The organism is Pseudoalteromonas obscura (genome assembly GCF_030135505.1).
Lineage (GTDB): Bacteria > Pseudomonadota > Gammaproteobacteria > Enterobacterales > Alteromonadaceae > Pseudoalteromonas > Pseudoalteromonas obscura.
The window spans coordinates 345,207-365,702 of the sequence record NZ_JASJUT010000004.1; the positions used below are offsets into that span (position 1 = coordinate 345,207).

General features: G+C 44.8%; 14 protein-coding genes. 10 read left to right on the plus strand and 4 right to left on the minus strand.

Annotation, left to right across the window (positions count from 1 at the left end):
• Nucleotides 1-33 precede the first annotated feature (33 nt).
• The 5 genes from QNM18_RS12920 to QNM18_RS12940 are packed head-to-tail and all read left to right on the plus strand — an operon-like array spanning nt 34 to nt 4,860.
• Nucleotides 34-1,419, plus strand: a complete 1,386-nt coding sequence (locus tag QNM18_RS12920; RefSeq protein WP_284137445.1) for a DUF5690 family protein — start codon at nt 34-36, stop codon at nt 1,417-1,419.
• Nucleotides 1,416-2,222 carry a phosphonoacetaldehyde hydrolase gene (gene phnX, locus QNM18_RS12925; RefSeq protein WP_284137446.1) on the plus strand — a complete coding sequence of 269 codons (807 nt, stop codon included), beginning with the start codon at nt 1,416-1,418 and terminating at the stop codon, nt 2,220-2,222. Before QNM18_RS12920 ends, phnX begins: the two co-directional genes overlap by 4 nt.
• Entirely contained in the window at nt 2,219-3,613 is a 1,395-nt protein-coding gene (locus QNM18_RS12930) for an FAD-dependent oxidoreductase (RefSeq protein ID WP_284137447.1), read from the plus strand. Before phnX ends, QNM18_RS12930 begins: the two co-directional genes overlap by 4 nt.
• On the plus strand, nt 3,610-4,161 hold the full coding sequence (locus QNM18_RS12935; RefSeq protein ID WP_284137448.1) for an HD domain-containing protein: 552 nt from the start codon (nt 3,610-3,612) through the stop codon (nt 4,159-4,161). The genes QNM18_RS12930 and QNM18_RS12935 overlap by 4 nt, the downstream gene beginning before the upstream one ends.
• A gap of 6 nt (nt 4,162-4,167) precedes the next feature.
• On the plus strand, nt 4,168-4,860 hold the full coding sequence (locus QNM18_RS12940; RefSeq protein ID WP_284137449.1) for a UTRA domain-containing protein: 693 nt from the start codon (nt 4,168-4,170) through the stop codon (nt 4,858-4,860).
• Between the two features lie 65 nt (nt 4,861-4,925).
• Here the strand turns inward: QNM18_RS12940 and phnW are convergent, their stop codons facing one another.
• A complete protein-coding gene (gene phnW, locus QNM18_RS12945; RefSeq protein ID WP_284137485.1) occupies nt 4,926-6,017 on the minus strand; it encodes a 2-aminoethylphosphonate--pyruvate transaminase in 1,092 nt (363 codons plus the stop codon).
• 275 nt (nt 6,018-6,292) lie between these two features.
• Nucleotides 6,293-7,651 carry a glutathione-disulfide reductase gene (gorA, locus tag QNM18_RS12950; protein WP_284137450.1) on the minus strand — a complete coding sequence of 453 codons (1,359 nt, stop codon included), beginning with the start codon at nt 7,649-7,651 and terminating at the stop codon, nt 6,293-6,295.
• Between the two features lie 152 nt (nt 7,652-7,803).
• On the opposite strand from gorA, the gene prlC reads away from it, so the two are divergent.
• The 4 genes from prlC to QNM18_RS12970 all read left to right on the plus strand — a co-directional run bounded on the left by prlC (nt 7,804) and on the right by QNM18_RS12970 (nt 14,073).
• Nucleotides 7,804-9,849: an oligopeptidase A gene (prlC, locus tag QNM18_RS12955; RefSeq protein ID WP_284137451.1), complete on the plus strand. Its 2,046-nt coding sequence runs from the start codon at nt 7,804-7,806 to the stop codon at nt 9,847-9,849.
• A 122-nt stretch (nt 9,850-9,971) separates the two neighbouring features.
• On the plus strand, nt 9,972-11,126 hold the full coding sequence (locus tag QNM18_RS12960) for a response regulator (RefSeq protein WP_211011084.1): 1,155 nt from the start codon (nt 9,972-9,974) through the stop codon (nt 11,124-11,126).
• Between the two features lie 87 nt (nt 11,127-11,213).
• Nucleotides 11,214-11,981: a class I SAM-dependent methyltransferase gene (locus QNM18_RS12965; protein WP_211011083.1), complete on the plus strand. Its 768-nt coding sequence runs from the start codon at nt 11,214-11,216 to the stop codon at nt 11,979-11,981.
• Between the two features lie 169 nt (nt 11,982-12,150).
• On the plus strand, nt 12,151-14,073 hold the full coding sequence (locus tag QNM18_RS12970; RefSeq protein WP_284137452.1) for a methyl-accepting chemotaxis protein: 1,923 nt from the start codon (nt 12,151-12,153) through the stop codon (nt 14,071-14,073).
• A gap of 451 nt (nt 14,074-14,524) precedes the next feature.
• Here QNM18_RS12970 and QNM18_RS12975 read toward each other — a convergent pair whose 3' ends face one another.
• Entirely contained in the window at nt 14,525-16,657 is a 2,133-nt protein-coding gene (locus QNM18_RS12975) for a S8 family peptidase (protein WP_284137453.1), read from the minus strand.
• A gap of 366 nt (nt 16,658-17,023) precedes the next feature.
• Here QNM18_RS12975 and QNM18_RS12980 point away from each other — a divergent pair, with 366 nt between their 5' ends.
• Nucleotides 17,024-18,211, plus strand: a complete 1,188-nt coding sequence (locus QNM18_RS12980; RefSeq protein WP_284137454.1) for a BaiN/RdsA family NAD(P)/FAD-dependent oxidoreductase — start codon at nt 17,024-17,026, stop codon at nt 18,209-18,211.
• A gap of 121 nt (nt 18,212-18,332) precedes the next feature.
• Here the strand turns inward: QNM18_RS12980 and QNM18_RS12985 are convergent, their stop codons facing one another.
• Nucleotides 18,333-20,051 (minus strand): alkaline phosphatase D family protein, encoded by a 1,719-nt coding sequence (locus QNM18_RS12985; RefSeq protein ID WP_284137455.1) that lies wholly within the window; start codon nt 20,049-20,051, stop codon nt 18,333-18,335.
• Between the last annotated feature and the right edge of the window lie 445 nt (nt 20,052-20,496).

The window sequence follows — 20,496 nt, forward strand, 5'->3', positions numbered from 1 at the left end:
TCCCAGCTTCTCTCAATGTTAGGTAAGTGATCAATGTCTCTAATTAGTAACTTTCTTCAGCGCAGTAACACGGTTGTGTTTGTAATTTATGCTTCGTCAGCGGCATTTATGACTTACTTTTGCATGTATGCGTTTCGCAAGCCTTTTTCAGTCGGCAAGTTTGAGCAAGTTGATGCTTTTATGGGGGTACTCGATTTCAAAATTGCCTTGGTACTTGCGCAAGTGTTTGGCTATTTATTGTCAAAATTCATTGGTATCAAAGTAGTGTCTGAACTTACGGCCAATCGCAGAGCGGCGGCCCTAGTGTCGTTGGTGTTAGTGGCGCAATTCGCCTTGGTACTGTTTGCTTTGGTGCCTGAGCCGTTCAAACCGCTGATGATGTTTTTAAACGGTGTTCCGCTGGGTATGATTTGGGGCATAGTTTTTAGCTTTCTGGAAGGCAGAAAAACTTCTGAAATTCTCGGGGCTTTTTTAAGTGTCACGTTTATAGTTGCCTCTGGCTTAGTGCGTACCGTCGGACAGTGGCTGATCCTTGAACTCAATGTCACTGAATATTGGATGCCAGCAGCCACAGGTGCAATTTTCGCCGTTCCACTGTTTTTGTCTGTGTACTTTTTGGCGCAAACACCACCGCCTTCACCGAGCGATAAAGCAGCGCGTCAAGCGCGGGCGCCGATGAATGGACAGCAGCGTTTGGCATTTTTTTTACGTTATGCCCCCGGCATATTGCTCCTTATCACCAGTTTTTTACTGTTTACTGGCCTACGAGATTTCCGCGATAACTTTTCAGCGGAGATATGGCAAGCATTGGGACACGGTGAAGAGCCTGCGATATTTGCCTACGCTGGGATTCGTATTGCCGGGGTTGTGTTGTTTGTATTAGCTGCCATGGTGATGATCAAAAACAATACCAACGCCTTTTTAAGTAACCATGGCTTTATCTTACTGGGTTGTGCACTTTTAGGCGGTACAACCTACGCCTTTGAGCAACAGTGGATCGATGGCAAAACTTGGATGGTGTGGTTAGGCGCTGGCCTATATATAGCTTACATACCTTACAACTGCTTTTTATTTGACCGCATGATCTCAGCGGTTGGCTCTACTGCCAATGCGGGCTTTTTAATTTATCTCGCTGACTCCGCAGGCTACCTAGGTAGTGTCAGTATGCTGCTATACAGAACGTTTGCATCGCCGGATATCAGCTGGCTCGAATTCTTTATCCATCTTTGTTACTTGGTCGCAATCTTAGGGGGCGTGCTGGTGATGGCGTCAATGGGGTATTTTAGTATTCGATTACTGCGAAATAAGCCAGCCTCACAAACACCGTGCCCAGAAGGTAACACGAGACCTTTGGCTTCAAAACCCAAAGAAGAACTATCAACTAGTACTCGCCAACTTATTTATAAGGAAAACACATGAATCACATCGAAGCCGTTATTTTAGATTGGGCAGGCACAGTCGTTGACTATGGCTCTGTTGCCCCGACAACCATTTTTGTTGAAGCGTTTAAACAGGCCTATGATTTTGATATTTCCCTTGCCGAGGCGCGTGTGCCGATGGGAATGGGCAAATGGGATCACATCAAAACACTGGGTCAATTGCCATCAGTAGATAAACGCTGGCAAGCTAAGTTTGGTCAAGCAATGACAGACGGTATTGTCGATGAAATTTATCAAACGTTTATGCCGCTGCAAAAAGCCAAAGTTGCACAACACGCAACACCTATCAACGGAGCGTTAGACACCATCAGTTGGTTAAAGGCGCAGCAAATAAAAGTGGGTTCTTGTTCTGGTTATCCACGGGAAGTGATGGAAATCTTAGTGCCAGAAGCGGCCAAACAAGGGTATACGCCGGATTATTGGGTGGCCAGTGATGACACTATAGGTTCAAGGCCGGGCCCTTGGATGGCATTGGAAAACGTACAAAAGTTAGGGATCAATGACGTTGCAAACTGCATTAAGTTTGATGATTCAGCTCCAGGTATTACAGAGGGGCTGCGTGCAGGCATGTGGACAGTGGGCCTTGCAGTAACTGGCAATGCAATTGGTTTGACCGAGGCTGAGTGGCGAGACTTATCAGCACAGCAACAGAGCCTGTTAAGAGAAAAGGCATACAGTGAGCTGTTTCAAGCGGGTGCCCACTTTGTGGTTGATTCACTGGCTGACGCAATTCCTGTGATCCAACAGATTATGGCAAAAAGAGCGAGACACTTACGTCCATGAGTCACACGCCACCTTTTTGGTTTAAACAGGCATTAACACTGACTGATGATCAAGCAATGCCGCCATTAACCGCCAATATCAATACCGATGTGTGTATTGTTGGTGGCGGTTATACCGGTCTTTGGACTGCCATCAAGATAAAGAAGCAGTCACCCAACACCGATGTCACTGTGCTAGAAAAGGGGCATTGCGGGCAAGGCGCATCAGGGCGCAATGGTGGCTGTATGTTAACCTTTGCGACAAAACTCAACACCTTGATCAGATTGTTTGGTGTGAGTGAAGCTGTAGAGCTTGTTCAAGCATCAGAGCAAGCGGTATTTGCGATTCAGCAATTTTGCGAGCATTACAAAATAAATGCCGATGTGCGTGTTGACGGTGCAATTTATACTGCGACAAATGATGCGCAAGTGCGCAACTTGTACCAACCACTTTCCTTGTTGGCGCAGTACGGCATTAATCGCTGGGAGCAGTTAACGTCAAATGAAGCCGTTGAACTCTCTGGTAGCGCTCAAACTTTGGCTGCAATATCGACCGATGCAGCCGGGAGTTTACATCCGGGGAAGTTGGTACTTGGACTGAAAAAAGTGGCTTTGGCTTTGGGCGTAAATATTTACGAAAATACCCCTATGGAGCGCTTGCATGAAACCGTTACCCCGAGGGTGGAAAGCAAACGGGGCAGTGTGAAAGCCAAAAAAGTCGTCATGGCGATCAACGGCTGGATGGGACAGATGTTTCCGCGCTTTAATCGCCACTATGTGTTGGTGTCTTCGGACATGGTGATCACAAAGCCACAGCACGAGGCGTTGGCGGACATTGGTTTATCCCATGGAAAAGCAGTCGCGGACTCACGAATATTTGTTCACTACTACAGAACCAGCGCTGATGGCAGGTTGATGTTAGGTAAGGGCGGCAATTTGTTTGCTTATTCAAACAGAATGTTGCCTGCATTTGAGCAACAAAGTGCGTTTGAACCCATGCTGCGCAATAGCTTTCGACGTTTATTTCCTGCATTAGATGCTGACTTTGAAACCAGTTGGACGGGAGCTTCAGATCGCTCGGCGACGGGCTTACCGTTTTTTGGTCGGCTCAATGACAATCCAAATATATTTTATGGTTTGGGTTATTCGGGTAATGGCGTAGTGCAAAGTTATTTAGGCGGTGAGATATTGTCGTCATTAGTGCTGGGCGAAAGCAATTTTTGGTCTCAGTGTGGTTTGGCAAAAGGGCCTTTGGGGGCGTTTCCGCCTGAACCAATCCGGTATCTTGGCGCTCAGTTAGTCAAACGTTCTGTGCAGCGAAAAGAGCGTTTTGAAGATGCAAACAAAGCGCCGTGGTGGATTGATAGCCAAATGGCAAAGTTGGCAGCAGCGGCAGGAAAAGCAGACAAATGATCGACAGTGCCATTACAGACATCGTACACTTGTTTAAGCAATTTGGTGATAAAACCTACGGCGAAGCGTGCGACCAACTTACGCACGCCATCAGTAGTGCTTGGCATGCACAACAACAAAATGCGCCACAAACCATGGTATGTGCCGCTTTTTTACATGACATTGGGCATTTTATTGCGGATAAAAACCAGATAGCGGGGCTAGATCAGTGGGGCCATATCGACCACGACATCTTGGCAAGTGATTGGTTACAACAAAAGGGCTTTGCCGCTAGCGTTTATCTACCAATTCGCTATCATATCGAGGCAAAACGGTATGCCGCGCGGCGCAGCGGGACAGACGCATTGTCAAATGCGAGCCGGCAAACCTTGCAACAGCAAGGCGGACCAATGACAGACAGTGAAGCACGTGATTTTGAACAGCTCGCTTGCTTTTCACAGGCGATGGAACTGAGGCGCTACGATGATTTAGGCAAACCTCATCAGGCCATCGATACGTCACTTTCACCATGGTTAGCGATAACAAAACAAGTGTTAACAGGAAATTAGGGACCTATGCTGCTCTATCAAGAAATTCGGCAATATTTATTTGCACTGATTGCGGAACATCCCGAGCTTAAAAAGCTCCCCTCTGAACGCGAGTTGTTGGAAAAATTTAACTCGACACGTATTACGGTGAGAGAGGCACTCACTCGGCTCGAAGCAGAGGGCATTATCTATCGACAAAATCGCAAGGGCTGGTTTATTTGCCCGCCAAGATTAAAGTGGGATCCAGTTAAAAAGGTCAACTTTTATCAATTGGCCCAAGAGCAACACTTTACGCCGTTAACTCAGCTGGTTTCATTTGAAACTACGGCCGCAAGTGAGGTGATCAATGATGCTTTTGAACTTGGTCCACCGGGTGAGTTTCATAGGATAAGTCGTGTGCGTTCATTGGATGAGCGGCCCGTGATGGTAGAAGAAATATACTGCCTTGCATCCCAATTTGATGACTTACAACATAAGCCGCTAGAGGGCTCAATTACCACCATATTTGAGCAAGATTATGGGGTTAATGTGACCCATGAACGCAGTAGCTTGATTGTGACCGCAATACCGGATGACAAAGCTGAGCTCCTCAATGTCAATAAAGGGGCACTGTGTTTGAAGATCATTCGTCAGCGCTTTAATCAACTGGATAAACTAATAGATTATAATTTGGAATACTGGGTGCACAGTACGATAGAAATTGAAGTGGATAGTAAATAACAGTCAGTAAATTTTACCAAACACTAAGATTGAAAGAGGCCGCAACTGCGGCCTTTTTTGATGTGCTACCAATACTTTGCCTGCGCAATAGCCGACAACAATCGGGCAATATCTTCAGGGTATACTTCCCCGATATTGCCAATGCGAAAGCAATCTGCATCGGAGACTTTGCCAGGGTAGATCACAAACCCAAGCGCTTTGAGGGCCTGATAAAAGCGTTTAAAATCATACTCAGGCTCGGTCGGTGAATAAAATGATGTAATGATGGGCGAGTGCATGTCGGTCGGCAGTAAAGCTTTAAAGCCAAGTTCTTGCATGCCGTGGCACAAAAGCTGTTGGTTTTGTGTATAACGGGCTTGTCGAGCTGATACGCCACCTTCCTCTTCCAGTTCCATCAGCGCCTGCGCAAAGGCTCTTACAACGTGGGTTGGAGAAGTAAAACGCCATTTTCCATTGGCATGTTCCATGGTATGCCATTGATCGTATAAATCGAGACTGAGCGACTTTGCATTCCCTTTACAGCGCGTTATTGCAGCTTGTTTAGCAATCACAAAACCAAACCCTGGGACGCCTTGAATACACTTGTTGGCTGAGCTTATTAAAAACTCGATATTGAGCGCAGCTACGTCCATGTCAATCCCGCCAAAGCTCGACATGGCATCGAGAATAAAACGCACTTGATGTTGGTTACACAGCTTAGCAACCTGCTCAAGTGGGTTTAGCATGCCTGTGGTAGTTTCGCAGTGCACCATGGCTAAATGGCTAAACTGCCCATGCGCCAAAGTGTCAGCGATAAGTGCTAAGTCAGGTGCCTGTGTTTCTTTAAATGACAATACCTCATGGTTCAACCTGAGAACTTGGCAGATCTCTGCTATACGTTTGCCATAGGCACCGTTATTGATCACCAGTAGTTTGTCATCAGGCAATATCGCACTGCCTAATACAGACTCGACGGATGCTGTACCACTGCCTTGCATCAATACACTAGAGTAATCGTTTGAAGGTGTTGCCAGAGCAACTAAGGTCTGGCGAATTTTTTGTACAACATCAAGGTTGTAGTCATCATCCCAAGTACACCAATCTTTTAACATGGCTTTTTTTACTGATTCTGATGTAGTCAAAGGGCCCGGCGTTAACAATAAGTAGTGATTCATAATTTTAGCTTGCTTTGTTTTTGGTCTAGACCAGATTGTAGGGTGAGTAACTCATTTAGACAATATGCTGCTGTGACTTTTAATAGAAATGTCATATAGAGGAGTGGAGTTGCGAGGGGGGGGGGCGATGAGGTGATTGCAGAGAGGCGTGAGCTGTGACAGTTAACAATGTTTATGTTAAGTAGGTTGAATAGCGGTTGATAAAGTGTTTTAAAGCTGTGTCATTGAGTATCAAGCGCGGCACTTGGCGTCCGCGCTTTGTAGTTTGGCTGTGGGAGTTATCTCATAGTAACAAACTCTTCCGAGCCTGTTGGGTGGATAGCCACAACTGAATCAAAGTCGGCTTTGGTTGCGCCCATCTTCATGGCAACGCCAAAGCCTTGGATCATTTCATCAACGGCAAAGCCGATGCCGTGTAAGCCGATGATCTTTTCTTCAGGGCCCGCGCAAACTAACTTCATGCGGCATGGCTGGCGGTGCTGTGTAACCGCTGTATACATAGCTGCAAAGGTGGAGTTATAAACCTTGATGTTGTCTTCACCGTACTGAGCGATTGCCTCAGGCTCTGTTAGGCCAATGGTGCCAATCGGTGGGTGGCTGAATACAACGGTAGGTACTAGGTTGTAGTCCATTTTAGCATTTGGTAATTCTGGGTTGAACAGGCGCTCTGCCAGCATTCGACCAGCTTTAACCGCCACAGGCGTTAACTCAATACCACCTTCCATAATGTCACCCAGCGCATAAATGCCAGACACAGAGGTGTTTTGCCACTCATCGACTTTGACATACCCTTTTTCTGTGATTTCTACATCAGTCGCGCCAAGGTTAATGAGATCTGTCACAGGCTCTCGGCCAATTGCCCAAATAACTTGATCAACGGTGTGCGACTCGCCGTTTTCAAGTTGCAGTGTGACTGAGCCATCTGATTCTTTTACTAATGCTTTTGGTGTGGCGTTGGTGTGCAGTGTTGCGCCTTCTTTATCCATCACCTCGGTGAGGGTTTCAACGATCATGGGATCAAAGTTACGCAGTGGGGCATGTTTTCGGACAAATAAGTGGGTTTCAGTCCCCAAGCTATGCAACACACCAGCCAATTCAACTGCGATGTAACCTGCGCCTATGACGGCAACGCGGCGAGGTTGTTCATTGAGTTCAAAGAAGCCATTTGAGTCGATGCCGTGCTCTGCGCCCGGAATATTTGGAATGCTTGGACGACCGCCAACGGCAATACAAATATGATCGGCGGTATATTGTTCGCCGTTGACTTCAATGGTGTTGTTGTCGATAAACTTGGCAAAGCCGTTGATCACGGTTACGCCATTGCTGGCAAGGTACTTGTTGTAGCCTTGGTGAATACGACCAATATACGCTTCACGGCTTTCGACTAACTTGGCCCAATCAAAGTTTTTTAGCTCAACGTCAAAGCCATAATCTGGTGCATACAGTTTAATGGCTTCGGCAACTTGTGCGCCATGCCACATTACTTTTTTAGGGACGCAGCCGACATTCACACAGGTGCCACCCATGTGTTTTGCTTCGACAAGGGCGACCTTCGCGCCGCGCATTGCCGCTCGGTTTGCTGATGCAATACCACCGCTACCACCGCCAATAGCAATGTAGTCAAAATGTTGAGCCATAATCTTTCCTCTTCTGAATTCGCTGAACTAGTCTTGATATGACAGCTTATATACGTCATAACTTTCAACTAGATTAGTAAGTTTTACTTGTATTTGCGCTATTAGCCCTTATTTCAAGTTTATTCAGGAAATAAAAAATTAAGAGAGACACTATGAGCAACCCGTTAATTGGCCTTGAAGGATTACCGCCATTTTCAAAAATAAAGCCTGAGCACGTTGTACCAGCCCTAAAAGCGGCGATTGAGCACTGTCGTGAAACCATTGATAAGGTGCTTGAACAACCACAATGTACGTGGCAAAACTTTGTTCAGCCTCTTGAAGAAGCAGATGATAAGTTGTCTAAAATGTGGTCCCCTGTGTCTCACATGCACTCCGTTGTAAATAATGAAGAACTAAGAAAAGCATACGATGAGTGTTTGCCTCTAATCTCTGAGTACTCGACCTATGTCGGTCAGCACCAAGGTTTATACAAAGCTTATCTCTCGCTACAACAAAGCGATGATTTTGCAGACTTAAGCACTGCGCAGCAAAAAACCATTACCAACGCACTGCGTGATTTTAAATTGTCGGGTATTGCACTCGATGATGCGGGTCAAAAACGTTACGGTGAAATTAGTGCAAAGCTGTCTGAGCTAGGTGCTAAGTTTGGTAACAATGTTATGGATGCAACTCAAGCATGGCACCTGCATGTTACTGACGAAGCAGATCTAGGCGGCTTACCTGAGTCAGCATTGGCACTTGCCGCACACACCGCACAAGCCAAAGAGCTAGAAGGTTGGGTATTCACGTTGGATATTCCATCTTATTTACCAATTATGACTTATGCGGATAACCGCTCGCTGAGAGAGCAAATGTATCGCGCATTTGTGACACGTGCATCTGATCAAGGCCCTAACGCCAATGAGTTTGATAACTCTGAGATCATGAGTGAGGCGCTTGCACTGCGTCATGAGCTGGCGCAACTTCTCGGCTTTGAGAGCTATGCCAATAAATCACTGGCGACTAAAATGGCTGAAACACCAGCGCAAGTATTTGAGTTTTTAAATGATTTAGCTAAAAAGTCTAAACCTCAAGCACAGCAAGAAGTAGATGAGCTAAGAGCATTTGCGCAAAAAGAGCATCAAGTTGAGCAATTAGAAGCGTGGGATTATGGCTACTATGGCGAGAAATTAAAACAAGCTAAGTACGCAATTTCAGATGAGCTACTGCGCCCATACTTCCCTGCGGACCGTGTTTTAAGTGGCTTATTTGAAACCGTCAATCGTTTATTTGGCATTAAAGTTTCAGAAGTAAACAATTTTGATAGCTACCATGAGGATGTACGCTTTTTTGCTATTCATGATAAAACGGGTGAGCTGCGAGGCCACTTTTATTTAGACCTATATGCGCGCGAGCATAAACGTGGCGGTGCGTGGATGGATGACTGCATGGGGCGTCGTACATTGACTGACGGCACGTTGCAAACTCCTGTTGCTTACTTGGTCTGTAATTTCAACAAAGCGGTAGGTGATAAACCAGCATTATTCACCCACAATGAAGTCACCACTTTGTTCCACGAATTTGGTCATGGTATTCACCACATGCTTACGCAAATTGATGCTCCAGCGGTTGCAGGCATTAACGGTGTTGCGTGGGATGCTGTTGAATTGCCAAGTCAATTCCTCGAAAACTGGTGTTATGAAGAAGAGGCATTGAGCTTTATTTCTGGGCATTACGACACTGGTGAGCCGCTACCTAAAGAGCTACTAGATAAATTACTGGCGGCAAAAAATTATCAGTCAGCCATGCAAATGTTAAGACAAATTGAGTTTTCGCTATTTGATTTCCATATTCATGCTGATTACCAGCAGGGTGAAGCGTGTCAAATCCAAGCTAGACTGGATCAAGTAAGAGCGCAAATCGCTATCATTAAAGCGCCTGAGTTTAATCGTTTTCAGCACAGCTTTAGCCACATATTTGCTGGTGGTTACAGCGCGGGTTACTACTCGTATAAATGGGCTGAAGTATTGTCTGCGGATGCTTACTCACGTTTTGAAGAAGAGGGGATCTTTAACTCACAAACGGGCAGAGAGTTTATGGAAAACATCCTCGAAATGGGTGGCTCTGAAGAGCCAATGGTGTTGTTCCAACGTTTTAGAGGCCGAGCACCACAGGTAGATGCCTTGTTGCGCCACAGTGGTATAGGTCAAGCAGCCTAAGCCTTAGCATTTTAGTTAATCACAACAAAGCGCCTGATTGGGCGCTTTGTTATTTTTGCACTCGCAAAATAAGCAGTTCCGTCTATGCTTTGGTAAAGACCTGATCTTGTAGGGAAAGCCATATGACAAATTTAGTGCTTGCCATTGACGATGACAAGCTCATTCACCATGTTATCGAGCAGTCACTGTCGCAACACTGCAAATTGATCCACGCTAAAAATGGCGAGCAAGGCTTAAGGTTAGCAATAAAATATCAGCCAGATATTATTCTGCTTGATGTGGAAATGCCGGGAATGTCGGGATTTGAAGTGTGCGAACGCTTAAAAACGGGCGAGCACACCGCAGATATCCCCGTCATGTTCTTATCTTCCAAGTCTGATATCAGTGAGCGTATGCGAGGGTACAATGCGGGGGCTGCTGATTATATTGTGAAACCGTTTGAAGGCTCCGAGCTACTTGCGCGGATCAAAGTCCTTGATGATTACCGCCGGCAATCTGTGGCGTTAAAACAAGACATGCAGCGTGCGCAGATCACCGCAGAAATTGCCATGACTGACTCTGGTGATATGGGGCGTATTATGCGGTATGTCGGCCAGTCTTATCACGCTCACGACCTCAATACTTTATCCGAATATTTTCTAGAGTTTTTTACCCCTTTGCATTTAGAGGTGGCGCTGGCGTTTTGGTATCACAATCAAGCGGTGTTTTTCTCGCAAGAGGGGGCCATTCAGCCCATTGAGCAGGAATTATTAGAAACCAATAAAGATGGCAGTCGATTTGTTGATTTTGGCAGGCGTACCATTATCAATTACCCAAAGGTTTCTTTGTTAATTAAAAATATGCCCACCGACGACCCCGCACTTTATGGCCGGTTTAAAGATTTACTGCCACATATATTAGAGGCGACAAACGCCAAGATTAAAGATATGGAAGTCAGTGAAGTGGCCCTTAATAAAGTGGAGGAGATTGGTCTGGCATTTTCCCAGCTTAGTGAGCAACTCAGTGGGATAGGTGAGGTATACGGCGGCAAGATTACTGAGTTGGAAGCATTTGTAAAAGATGAAGCTGTAAAATCGGCATTGACCGAAGAGCACCGCAACTCCCTTGAGCGTTTATGTGAGCACTTTTTATTTGTGAATGATGAGTTTTCTATTATCCGTTATAAGCTTGGGGAGATCACGCAAGTGCGGCAAGAGTTGATCCAAAGCTTAAATCAAATGGCTAAACCCTGGGGCGAAGATGACGTGCCCGCACAAACCGATATTGAGTTGTTTTAAGTAGATAACAACACAGAGTATCTACCGCATTCTTTTTTACTTAATTAAACGATATAATCTGCAGGCTTAAACGACAGGAGCCTGCAGTTGCATATTCACACGCCATTTATCGAAAACCGTCCTTATTTAGATGATCTAACAAAACGCTTTGAGCTAGATAAACATAAAGCACTCGAAGAGGAGTTTCGATTGGTTTATGACGAAGAAGGCCTTGCGTTGTTTAAAAAAGACGAGCCCAAACTAGGCGCCATCCGAGTTGACTTTGTCACTGGGGCCAGTGCCCATAGGCGTAAATTCGGTGGTGGTAAAGGACAGGCGATTGCAAAAGCGGTAGGGCTTAATAAAGGGGTTACACCCAAAGTGCTAGATGCCACAGCCGGTCTTGGCCGAGATGCCTTTGTGTTGGCATCACTGGGCTGCAAAGTGTTGATGCATGAAAGGCACCCAGTGGTTGCTGCGCTGTTATATGATGGTTTACAGCGTGCGTATCAAGACTCCGAGATAGGCACTTGGATGCAGGAAAATATGCACATTGCATATGGTTCAAGTCATGAATTGCTAGAGCACGCAATGCAAAATGAAGAAAGTAAGCCGGATGTGGTGTATTTGGACCCGATGTTTCCACATCGTGAAAAGTCGGCGCAAGTAAAAAAGGAAATGCGCGTATTTCAGTCATTGGTTGGAGCTGATAACGATGCTGACGCGTTACTGCCTTTTGCGATGCAGCTAGCGACCAAGCGAGTGGTCGTCAAACGTCCTGATTATGCGCCGTTTTTAAATAAGCATACGCCTAGTATGCAAATTACCACCAAGAAAAACCGCTTTGATGTCTATGTAAATGCGGCTATGAAATAACCCCTTCCACTTAATTCAAAACTTAAGCATGAAATTTTGTACACAAAAAGCATACTAAAAAAGTATGCTTTTACGTTAGATTGAGTGATTAGTATACAAGTTACATCAAATTGTCATAAAAGGTTAATACTCTGAGCCCGAAATTCACTTTTTGGGGTTTGTAGTACATATGCGTGTTTCATCTTTTACCCGGCTGCTGGCGGTTTTGTTGGCTATTGCCAGTATTATTCTTGCGGCGACCTTATTTTGGGCGAGTCAGGTTTTTAGTAAGCTAGATCAGCAAGATAGCGCATATACTCAGCTTAAAAATACGGTTTTGATTGACTTGGCAGGCACCATTGAGGACTACCTGAGTTCAGGTGATAGCCTGTATTTAAACCAAGCCAGTGAACATATCAACACGATTAAAAACCAGCACTTGGCAACCATGTCCAGTGATGTGATGACGGATATGGAAGAGCAGCTCGATGCGCTTAACAGCGACATTCAGGGTAAATATCGTGCACTTGGTAAGCTATCAGGCAATGAACTGGCGCTATTAGATAATGCGCTGAGACAAATGGCAGGCTCTGCATCGTCATTGATGAATTATGTTGCACAGGCTCAAGGTCATTCGCTTGGTGAGCAATACTACTCGCTGGCGTCTGACTATTATTTTGAGACCACCAATTTAAGTATTTATACCTATCAGTTGGTTTTACATTACGACAAAGCCACCCAACAAAGTTTGCACCAATCTCTCAATCGATTACAAAGTTTAGCCGCTAAGATAGAGCGTTTAGATGATCTCGGCGTAATGGCTGAGGTGGACGAGGACGAATTATTTTTAGGGGAAGAGCCTGAGGACCTTGGTCAAGAGATTAAATCCGAGCTGACCAGTTGGCCGAACCGATTTAGCCGCGACTTAGAAAACACCTTACGCCAAGCGCAGCAGAGACAGCAGGGAATATCCGCTTTACGAGATGACATCAAACGACTGTCTACTTTAATGCTGGCGGCTGGTGAGCAGCTAAAACATCGCCAGACAGAGCTCAAATCACAAGTCTTTACCATCTTTGGTGCAGCGATAGGCTTGTTAGTGCTTCTAGCGGTAGGTGTTTACTGGGTACAGTTTAGCCAAGTGCTTACGCCACTGCGCAACTTAAGAGATGGGTTTGCGTTCTTGATTGAGAGCAATGAGCTTAAGCAGATCAAATGTAAGCGCGCCAATACCGAAGTAGGTGAAATTGCACAGTACTTTAATCAGTTGATTGAAAGACAGCGTATTGAGGCCCAAGAGCGTGAGCAAATGTTGCAAGTGATCAACGACTTTATGCAAGATATGAACAGCAACTTGGCCAGCATTAGTCAGCAATCAGAACATACTTATGAGCAGGTTGAGCACAACCAACTGCAACTTGATGAAATTAAATCGATAGGTTTTGAGGCCAGCAATATCAACCAGCAAGTTGCTGATAATGCCAGTGATACCTATAACGCAATGACTCAAAGTGTGGGTTTTGCTGAGTCGATGCTCAAAGCCAGCTCAAGTACGCAAGATCGTGTTGACCAAGGGTTGATCAGTCTAAATGAACTCTTAGTTGGAGTTGAAGATGTGGGTAAAGTTATCGAAATGATCCACACCATTGCGGAGCAAACAAACTTACTAGCGCTTAATGCCGCGATTGAGTCAGCACGTGCTGGTGAGCATGGTCGAGGGTTTGCAGTGGTTGCCGATGAAGTGAGAAAGCTTGCCAGACAAACACAAGATTCACTGACGGATATCAATGCGCAATTGAATATATTAAGTGATAACTCCAGCAAGGTATCTAACCAGATCAGCGCGCTGGCATCAGAGGCGCAGCAGCAAACCAATCATGCTCAAGAGCTAAAACGCAATTCTGAAGGGGTTGCTGAGCGTGCACAGGGGGCAAGCCAAGTTGCGGCAGATGCCATGGCATTGACTAATCAACAAACTGAACTGGTCGATAGTTTTAGCAGTTCAATGGCATCTATGAAACAGCAAGTAAGTGGCTCAAACCAACAAATAAGCCAAATACAACAAAGTTTGGAACAGCAAATGGCACAGATAAGAGCAAGCTTGGGCTTATAGTAAGATTAGTTTGACTATTAACGTGAGAGTAAGCAAAAAGCCAAACATATGTTTGGCTTTTTTATGGCAAGCTTTCGAGTCATAGTGCGGATATAAAAAGATGACGTGAAGTCCGGATTTGTGTTGTAAGTTAAGCACTAAGAATGATCTGTACAGTGTCTCTAGTGTAACTACAGAATAGGTAGGGTAAGTATGAATAAATGTGGTAGAGATAGCTTTAGTTGGTAAACAGTGTCAATAAAGCTGTATGTAAGTAAATTGGCAATTGTTTGGAACACACAAATGGGACAGGCTACAGCCTACGTAGTTTGATAACTTAACCGATCTAACTACTAAAGCAAAAAGCCAAACGGATGTTTGGCTTTTTTTATGCCTCAATACTGAGGCATAACGCGGATGTATAAAAAGCCGGTACGAGTCCGGCTTTGTGTTGTTACTTAAGTACTAGGGATTATTTGTACTGTGCGTCTAGTGTTACACCAGAGAAAGTACGGTAAGCGCGAATACCAAAGTGCCACTCACCAGCTGCTGGGTTTGTGATAGTACAAGTTTCTACGTTACCACTTTCGTAAGGGCGACACTGGTAAGTTGAAGTAGAAGGTGCGCTGCCTGGGTTTACATATAGGTCCGCATCACCAGAACCACCTGAGATTTTAACCGTTAGGCTTGTCATGCCAGCAGGAACAGTCACTTGGTGACGACTCCAGTTGCCAGTTGAAGCAGATAGGTTAGTCTCTGTGATACCGCCAGGTTGAGTACCTGAGCTTTCTGTATTAGCTACTAAGCTTACACCGTTGTATGCAGCATAACCGCGCATCATCACATGATATGTGCCAGATGGGTTGTCAATTGTACATACTTCGTTGTTACCACTTTCGTAAGGACGACAGTCATAAGTGCTTGTTGTAGGCTTTGAACCCGCTCTTACATATAGGTCAGCATCACCTGTGCCACCACTCATTGTGAAAGTCACTTTGCTTGCGCCTGCTGGTGTTTCGAAAGTAAAGAAAGCTTCAGCATTCTTTGCACCACTTAGGCCTGTTTTAGCTTCGCCGTCTACAAGTACGTTGTCACCTGGGTTTGTGTTGTCGTTACCAAGCGCTTTATCAACAGCTGCGTTTGCATCAACGATACCTGTACCACAGTTTGTACAAGTTGCAGGGAAGCTACGCGTTGTATCTTTTAGGATAGACTCGATTTCATCTGGTGTAGCAGTTGGTTTAGCTTGTTTGATTAGTGCCGCAATACCTGCAACGTGAGGTGCAGCCATTGAAGTACCTTGTGAGTAGCTGTAGCTATCGCTCACAGGTGTGTTGCTACCAGAGTTATAAGTTGAAAGGATACCTTCTGGGTCGTTTGCAAAACTTTGTGCGCCACCTGGTGCTGCAACGTCGATAGAAGTACCGTAGTTAGAGTAGTATGCACGACCACCGTTACGGCCAACAGATGCAACGTTTACTACGCCAGAACAGTTACCTGGGTTGTAGTTGTTTGCATTATCGTTGTCGTTACCTGCTGCGATAACAACCACTGTGCCGTTTGCACGAGCTTGGTTGATTGCACTTTGTGTTGTAGAGCTACATGCACCGCTGCCACCTAAACTCATGTTGATAACATCAGCAGGGTTTGCGTTTGCAGGTACGCCAGAAACTGAACCACCTGATGCCCAGATGATACCGTCAGCAATATCAGACGTTAAACCACCACACTTACCAAGTACACGAACAGGAACAACTTTTGAGTCATAAGCAACACCAGCAACGCCTTCGCCGTTGTTAGTCACTGCTGCAACAGTACCTGCAACGTGAGTACCGTGCCAGCTTGAATTACGTGCGCTGTGTGTGTAACCACATTCGTTTGCAGTAACCGCATCGCCCGGGTCACGAGCATCGCTATCACGACCGCCGCCATCGTTTGCAACTGACAGGTTAGAGATCATGTCATAACCTTGCAGGATATTTGGGTTTAAGTCAGCGTGTGGACGGTAACCAGTATCTAGTACTGCAACTACTACGCCGCTACCTGTTGCTTTATCCCAAGCCGCCGGAGCATTGATACCGCCCGCAGCTTCGAAGTAGTGCCATTGTGAGCTGTAGCTAGGATCGTTTGGAACAGCGAATGGCTGTAGCATTTGGTCAACTTCGATGTGCTCAACGTTACCAGATGCAATCATGTCCTGCATGAATTTTTGTGTTTCTGCTGCACTTAGCTTTTTGTCTGCACGCATTACGTGGTGGTTCGACAATGCCATAGGGCGAACGTATTGTGCTTTAGCAGCTGCACGCTTGCTGTTGAAGCCTGATACGAAACTGCGAGCGCGAGTGTTCATCATTGCTGGTGATGCATCAGCACTTGATAGTGACATGATGTCATTGTTGTTGTTTTTATATTTGATGATGAACTGCGTACCGAAACCGCTTTGTGATTCTAGTTTTTGTGCGATTTGAGCCTGACTTGGCACTACTGGTCCGAATGACTCAACTTGTGTGTTAACACCTTCTGGCATAGCCATTGCTGCGTTTGCTGAAAGTAATCCCGTCACAGCCATTGAAAGTGCTGCTAATTTAAAATTTCCTGTTGTCATTTTTTTACCCTTGTTTTACTTGTTGTTTTTCTTGGCAACCTCTCCATGCCAAGTGGTTAACAAACGTAAACTTGTTGTGATTTGTGTGAAAGTATTGTTTTGTTATTTACACTATTAATTTGGTTATAAGCGGATGGATAAAAGGCTTCTTTATTACAGTATCATTATGTTTTTATTAAAATTTTTCATAATATTCTTGGTTAAAGAATAATCTATTTTCCAATGTAAAAAAATGTAAATGATTTATCTCATATTCTAAAAAGTGATAAAAATATGTCTTTTTGGTTGTGTTTTGAACTATAAACTCCCATCTAAGCTTAAAAAAAGTTATAATTGCGACATAAGTTTTTCGTTTCAGAGTATACAATGTTGCAATTTGACGTGGTGATTATTGGTGCGGGCGCCGCAGGATTAATGTGTGCGGCACAATCTGGTTACAGAGGCCGCAAGGTCGCTATTGTTGATATGGGTAAAAAAGTGGGAAGAAAAATTCTCATAAGTGGTGGTGGACGTTGCAATTTTACCAATGAAAATGCCGCACCAGAAAACTACCTCTGTGCCAATCCTCACTTCGTAAAATCCAGTTTGAGCCGTTATAGCCAGCATGATTTTATTGAGCTGGTGGACCGTCATGGCTTAAATTATCACCATAAAACACTGGGCCAACTATTTTGCGATAACAGTGCACAAGACATTGTTGATATTTTGAAGACTGAGTGTGAATGGGCCGGCGTAGAAATCTTTTTGCGCAATGAAGTGCTTAATGTTGAGCGCGATGAACAAGGCCTATATATAGTAACAACATCAGAGCAAACATTTAGTTGTACATCTTTAGTGGTGGCATCGGGCGGGTTAACTATGCCTAAACTCGGCGCAACTCCCATTGGATATAAAATCGCAGAACAGTTTGGTTTAAAGCTTCTGCCAACAACTGCGGCTTTGGTGCCATTTACTTTACACGATCACGACAAAGCACGTTTTGAAGGTTTGTCTGGGATCAGTGTCGACAGCCTAGTAACCAGTGAAGATGGCACCCAATTCAGAGAAAATATCCTCTTTACTCATCGAGGGTTATCCGGCCCAGCAATTTTACAGATCTCGTCATTTTGGCAAGCAGGGCAGGCGGTCAGTATCAACTTATTACCAGATACAAATGTGACGGAGCTGCTCCATGATTGGCGTCAAAACCAAGGTCAAAAGTCGGTTAAAAACCTACTTGGGCAGCTTTTACCTAAACGTTTTGTTGAAGCGCTAATCAGTGAAAACAGCGTGCCAGATAAACCGGCAAATCAGCTAACTCACGGTGAGATTGATACGATTGCGAACACATTAAGTGCATGGCAAATCAAGCCCAATGGCACAGAAGGTTATCGCACTGCTGAGGTGACCTTAGGCGGTGTCGACAGTGATGAGCTAAGCTCTAAAACGTTTGAAGCGAAAAAAGCCAAAGGCCTGTACTTTATCGGCGAAGTGACCGAAGTCACCGGTTGGCTCGGCGGCTATAACTTCCAATACGCATGGTCAAGCGGCTGGGCGTGCGGGCAGGTGTGTTAGTTCATCGCTACTTTAACAACCAAACGGGACATGTTTACAATTAGTGCCCGTTTGGTTTTTCCTTAATATTCCTCTCTAAAGCCTTGTTTAAGTGTACTGGCTTACTTTTGTACTTCCTGACTTAGATAATGTCGATTTGTGCACATTGCAACTCATCATCATTGGGCTTGCCATAATAAATATTCGCTTTGATGGACAAGCTATTGTCTTTTTCCTCAATATCAACCACGAGGAAGTTGTTTTTCCCGGCCATTTCAAACACGTTTTCCACCTCTATATGGGTCGAACGGTACATACTTTTGCTGCCTTCAATGGCGACAGAGGCCATCGCAGGAGGTGGTTTGCGTGAGATAGCACTTGAGGTGATGTTCATCACTTTGGCGTTGGTATAGTTAGGCGACTTTAAATTAAATGCCGATGAGCAGTGTACGTCACCACTTAAGAAAGTAATGGGGATCTGATTGGCGTGTGAGGCTTTAAATACTTGCTCTAACAGGTTGTTTCGCTCAGTAATATTGGTTTCATTACCCCACTCATCAATGGCATCATCCATCGCGCCAAAAATTTTTAACAGTAAATCCATGTTGTTCATAACAGTGTCATTCCAATGCACAACTGGCACGGCGGTGACAATAAACAGGGCTTTTACGCCGCTCGCTGCGGTGGTGTTAAGCCATTGTAAAAAGCGCGTCATTTGCTCAGGCCCTAACAAACGTGCACCGTCGGCTTGGTGTTCAACATCATGATGAGAGCGTGTATCAAGCATATAAACGCCAATGGGGCCTTTGATAAAGCCATAATCCCACTGTTGCTGTTTGTCTACGATATCGTATTGCCTATTCGATACGTTGGTATCTGGGTTATGTAAATGTTGGTAGTCCAAATACGCTCTTTTTGCGGCTTGATAAGCCAATCTAGCGATTTTTGAATTAATGTGATCTTCATCGTCTTGCCAGAAGCTGCTTAATTTATCTATTCTCTGATCCCTTGTCAGCGACCCCCAGCCATCCATAATCTCATGGTCGTCCCACATCATGTATTGCGGATAAGAACAGTAAACGGTTCTGAGCGAATCGAAATTCCAATACACTCGATAATAAATACGATAGAGCTTTGCAAGATAGTCGATCACGCCTTCAGTGTTGAGTTCCTCACCTTCCATATAGGCATTGTATAAGTCATTTTTATGCTTGCTTAACCAAACCCAGAGATCTTCTATGATTGGCTTTTGCTTTTTGGCCTGCCGACGTGAGCGTTTACCATGGGTATCGCAATATACTTGGTCGCCCCCGCCAATGACAAAGCGGGTGTTTTTGTCTTCTAGTACTTCCCCAAAGTCTGGCCAAAGCCCATCTGATATAGAGCGGTGACCAAAAGGATCGTGACAGCTGTAAAAGCCAAAACTAAAGTTTTGCCAATTTGGGTTTGCTTCATCGGTGCAAAATGCGTGCTCGATGGCCATACCACGCTCTATTTTTCGCGGCAGTTGGTCATATGTATCCCCATAGGCGAACAGGTAATAATAGTAACGGGTATTTGGCGTTAGGTTTTCGATTGTTACACACTCACAGTTATCATACTTTTCATCTGTGTTTAATGTGGCTTTGACTATGCCTGATGCAGAAAAGCAAGCGTCATTTGGATGAGAAGTAAATGCATTCAGCGTGCCTTTAACTTGCTGAATATTTGCGTCATTCACCAGTACTAAGCACCACTGACCTGGTTGAAATGTCCTAACCCAAATTTTTGTGGTGGTGTCTGTTGTGTGCCCAACTATACACATTGACTTAAGTTTGGGCAGGGATGATTCATATTGATTGGGGGATGGTAGATGAGTCATAGTTATTCCTTTGTTGTTATGCAAAGTAACCTGATACTTTGCAAAAAACTACATTGCCGAGTGACTTAATTTGATAGCGCAGCTGTATCGTTGATGGCACTGTTTTGAAGTACAGAGTGTTGTTTTTGAGACAGCTCTATAGCGCTACGTATTACTTGCATAAAAATTATAGTCACTTTTTCTCATACATGGATGCAAACAGGTATTCAGACTGTGTCGTTGGCAAGCGTTAGCTCAATTGATTCACTTCGAGGTTCAAGCTTCTCCCCTGGAAAGCTAAGAGTTAAGTTAATGGCCGGGTAATCATCTGTAATACCTTTTCCACGCCAATTGTAGATATAGTCATAAGCCTATTCACAGGAGCCTTGATACACCGTTATCTACTTTGTGATGCAAATTGAACTTGGCAAAACTTAGTAAGTTAAGCTGAGTATAATTTGCTTTT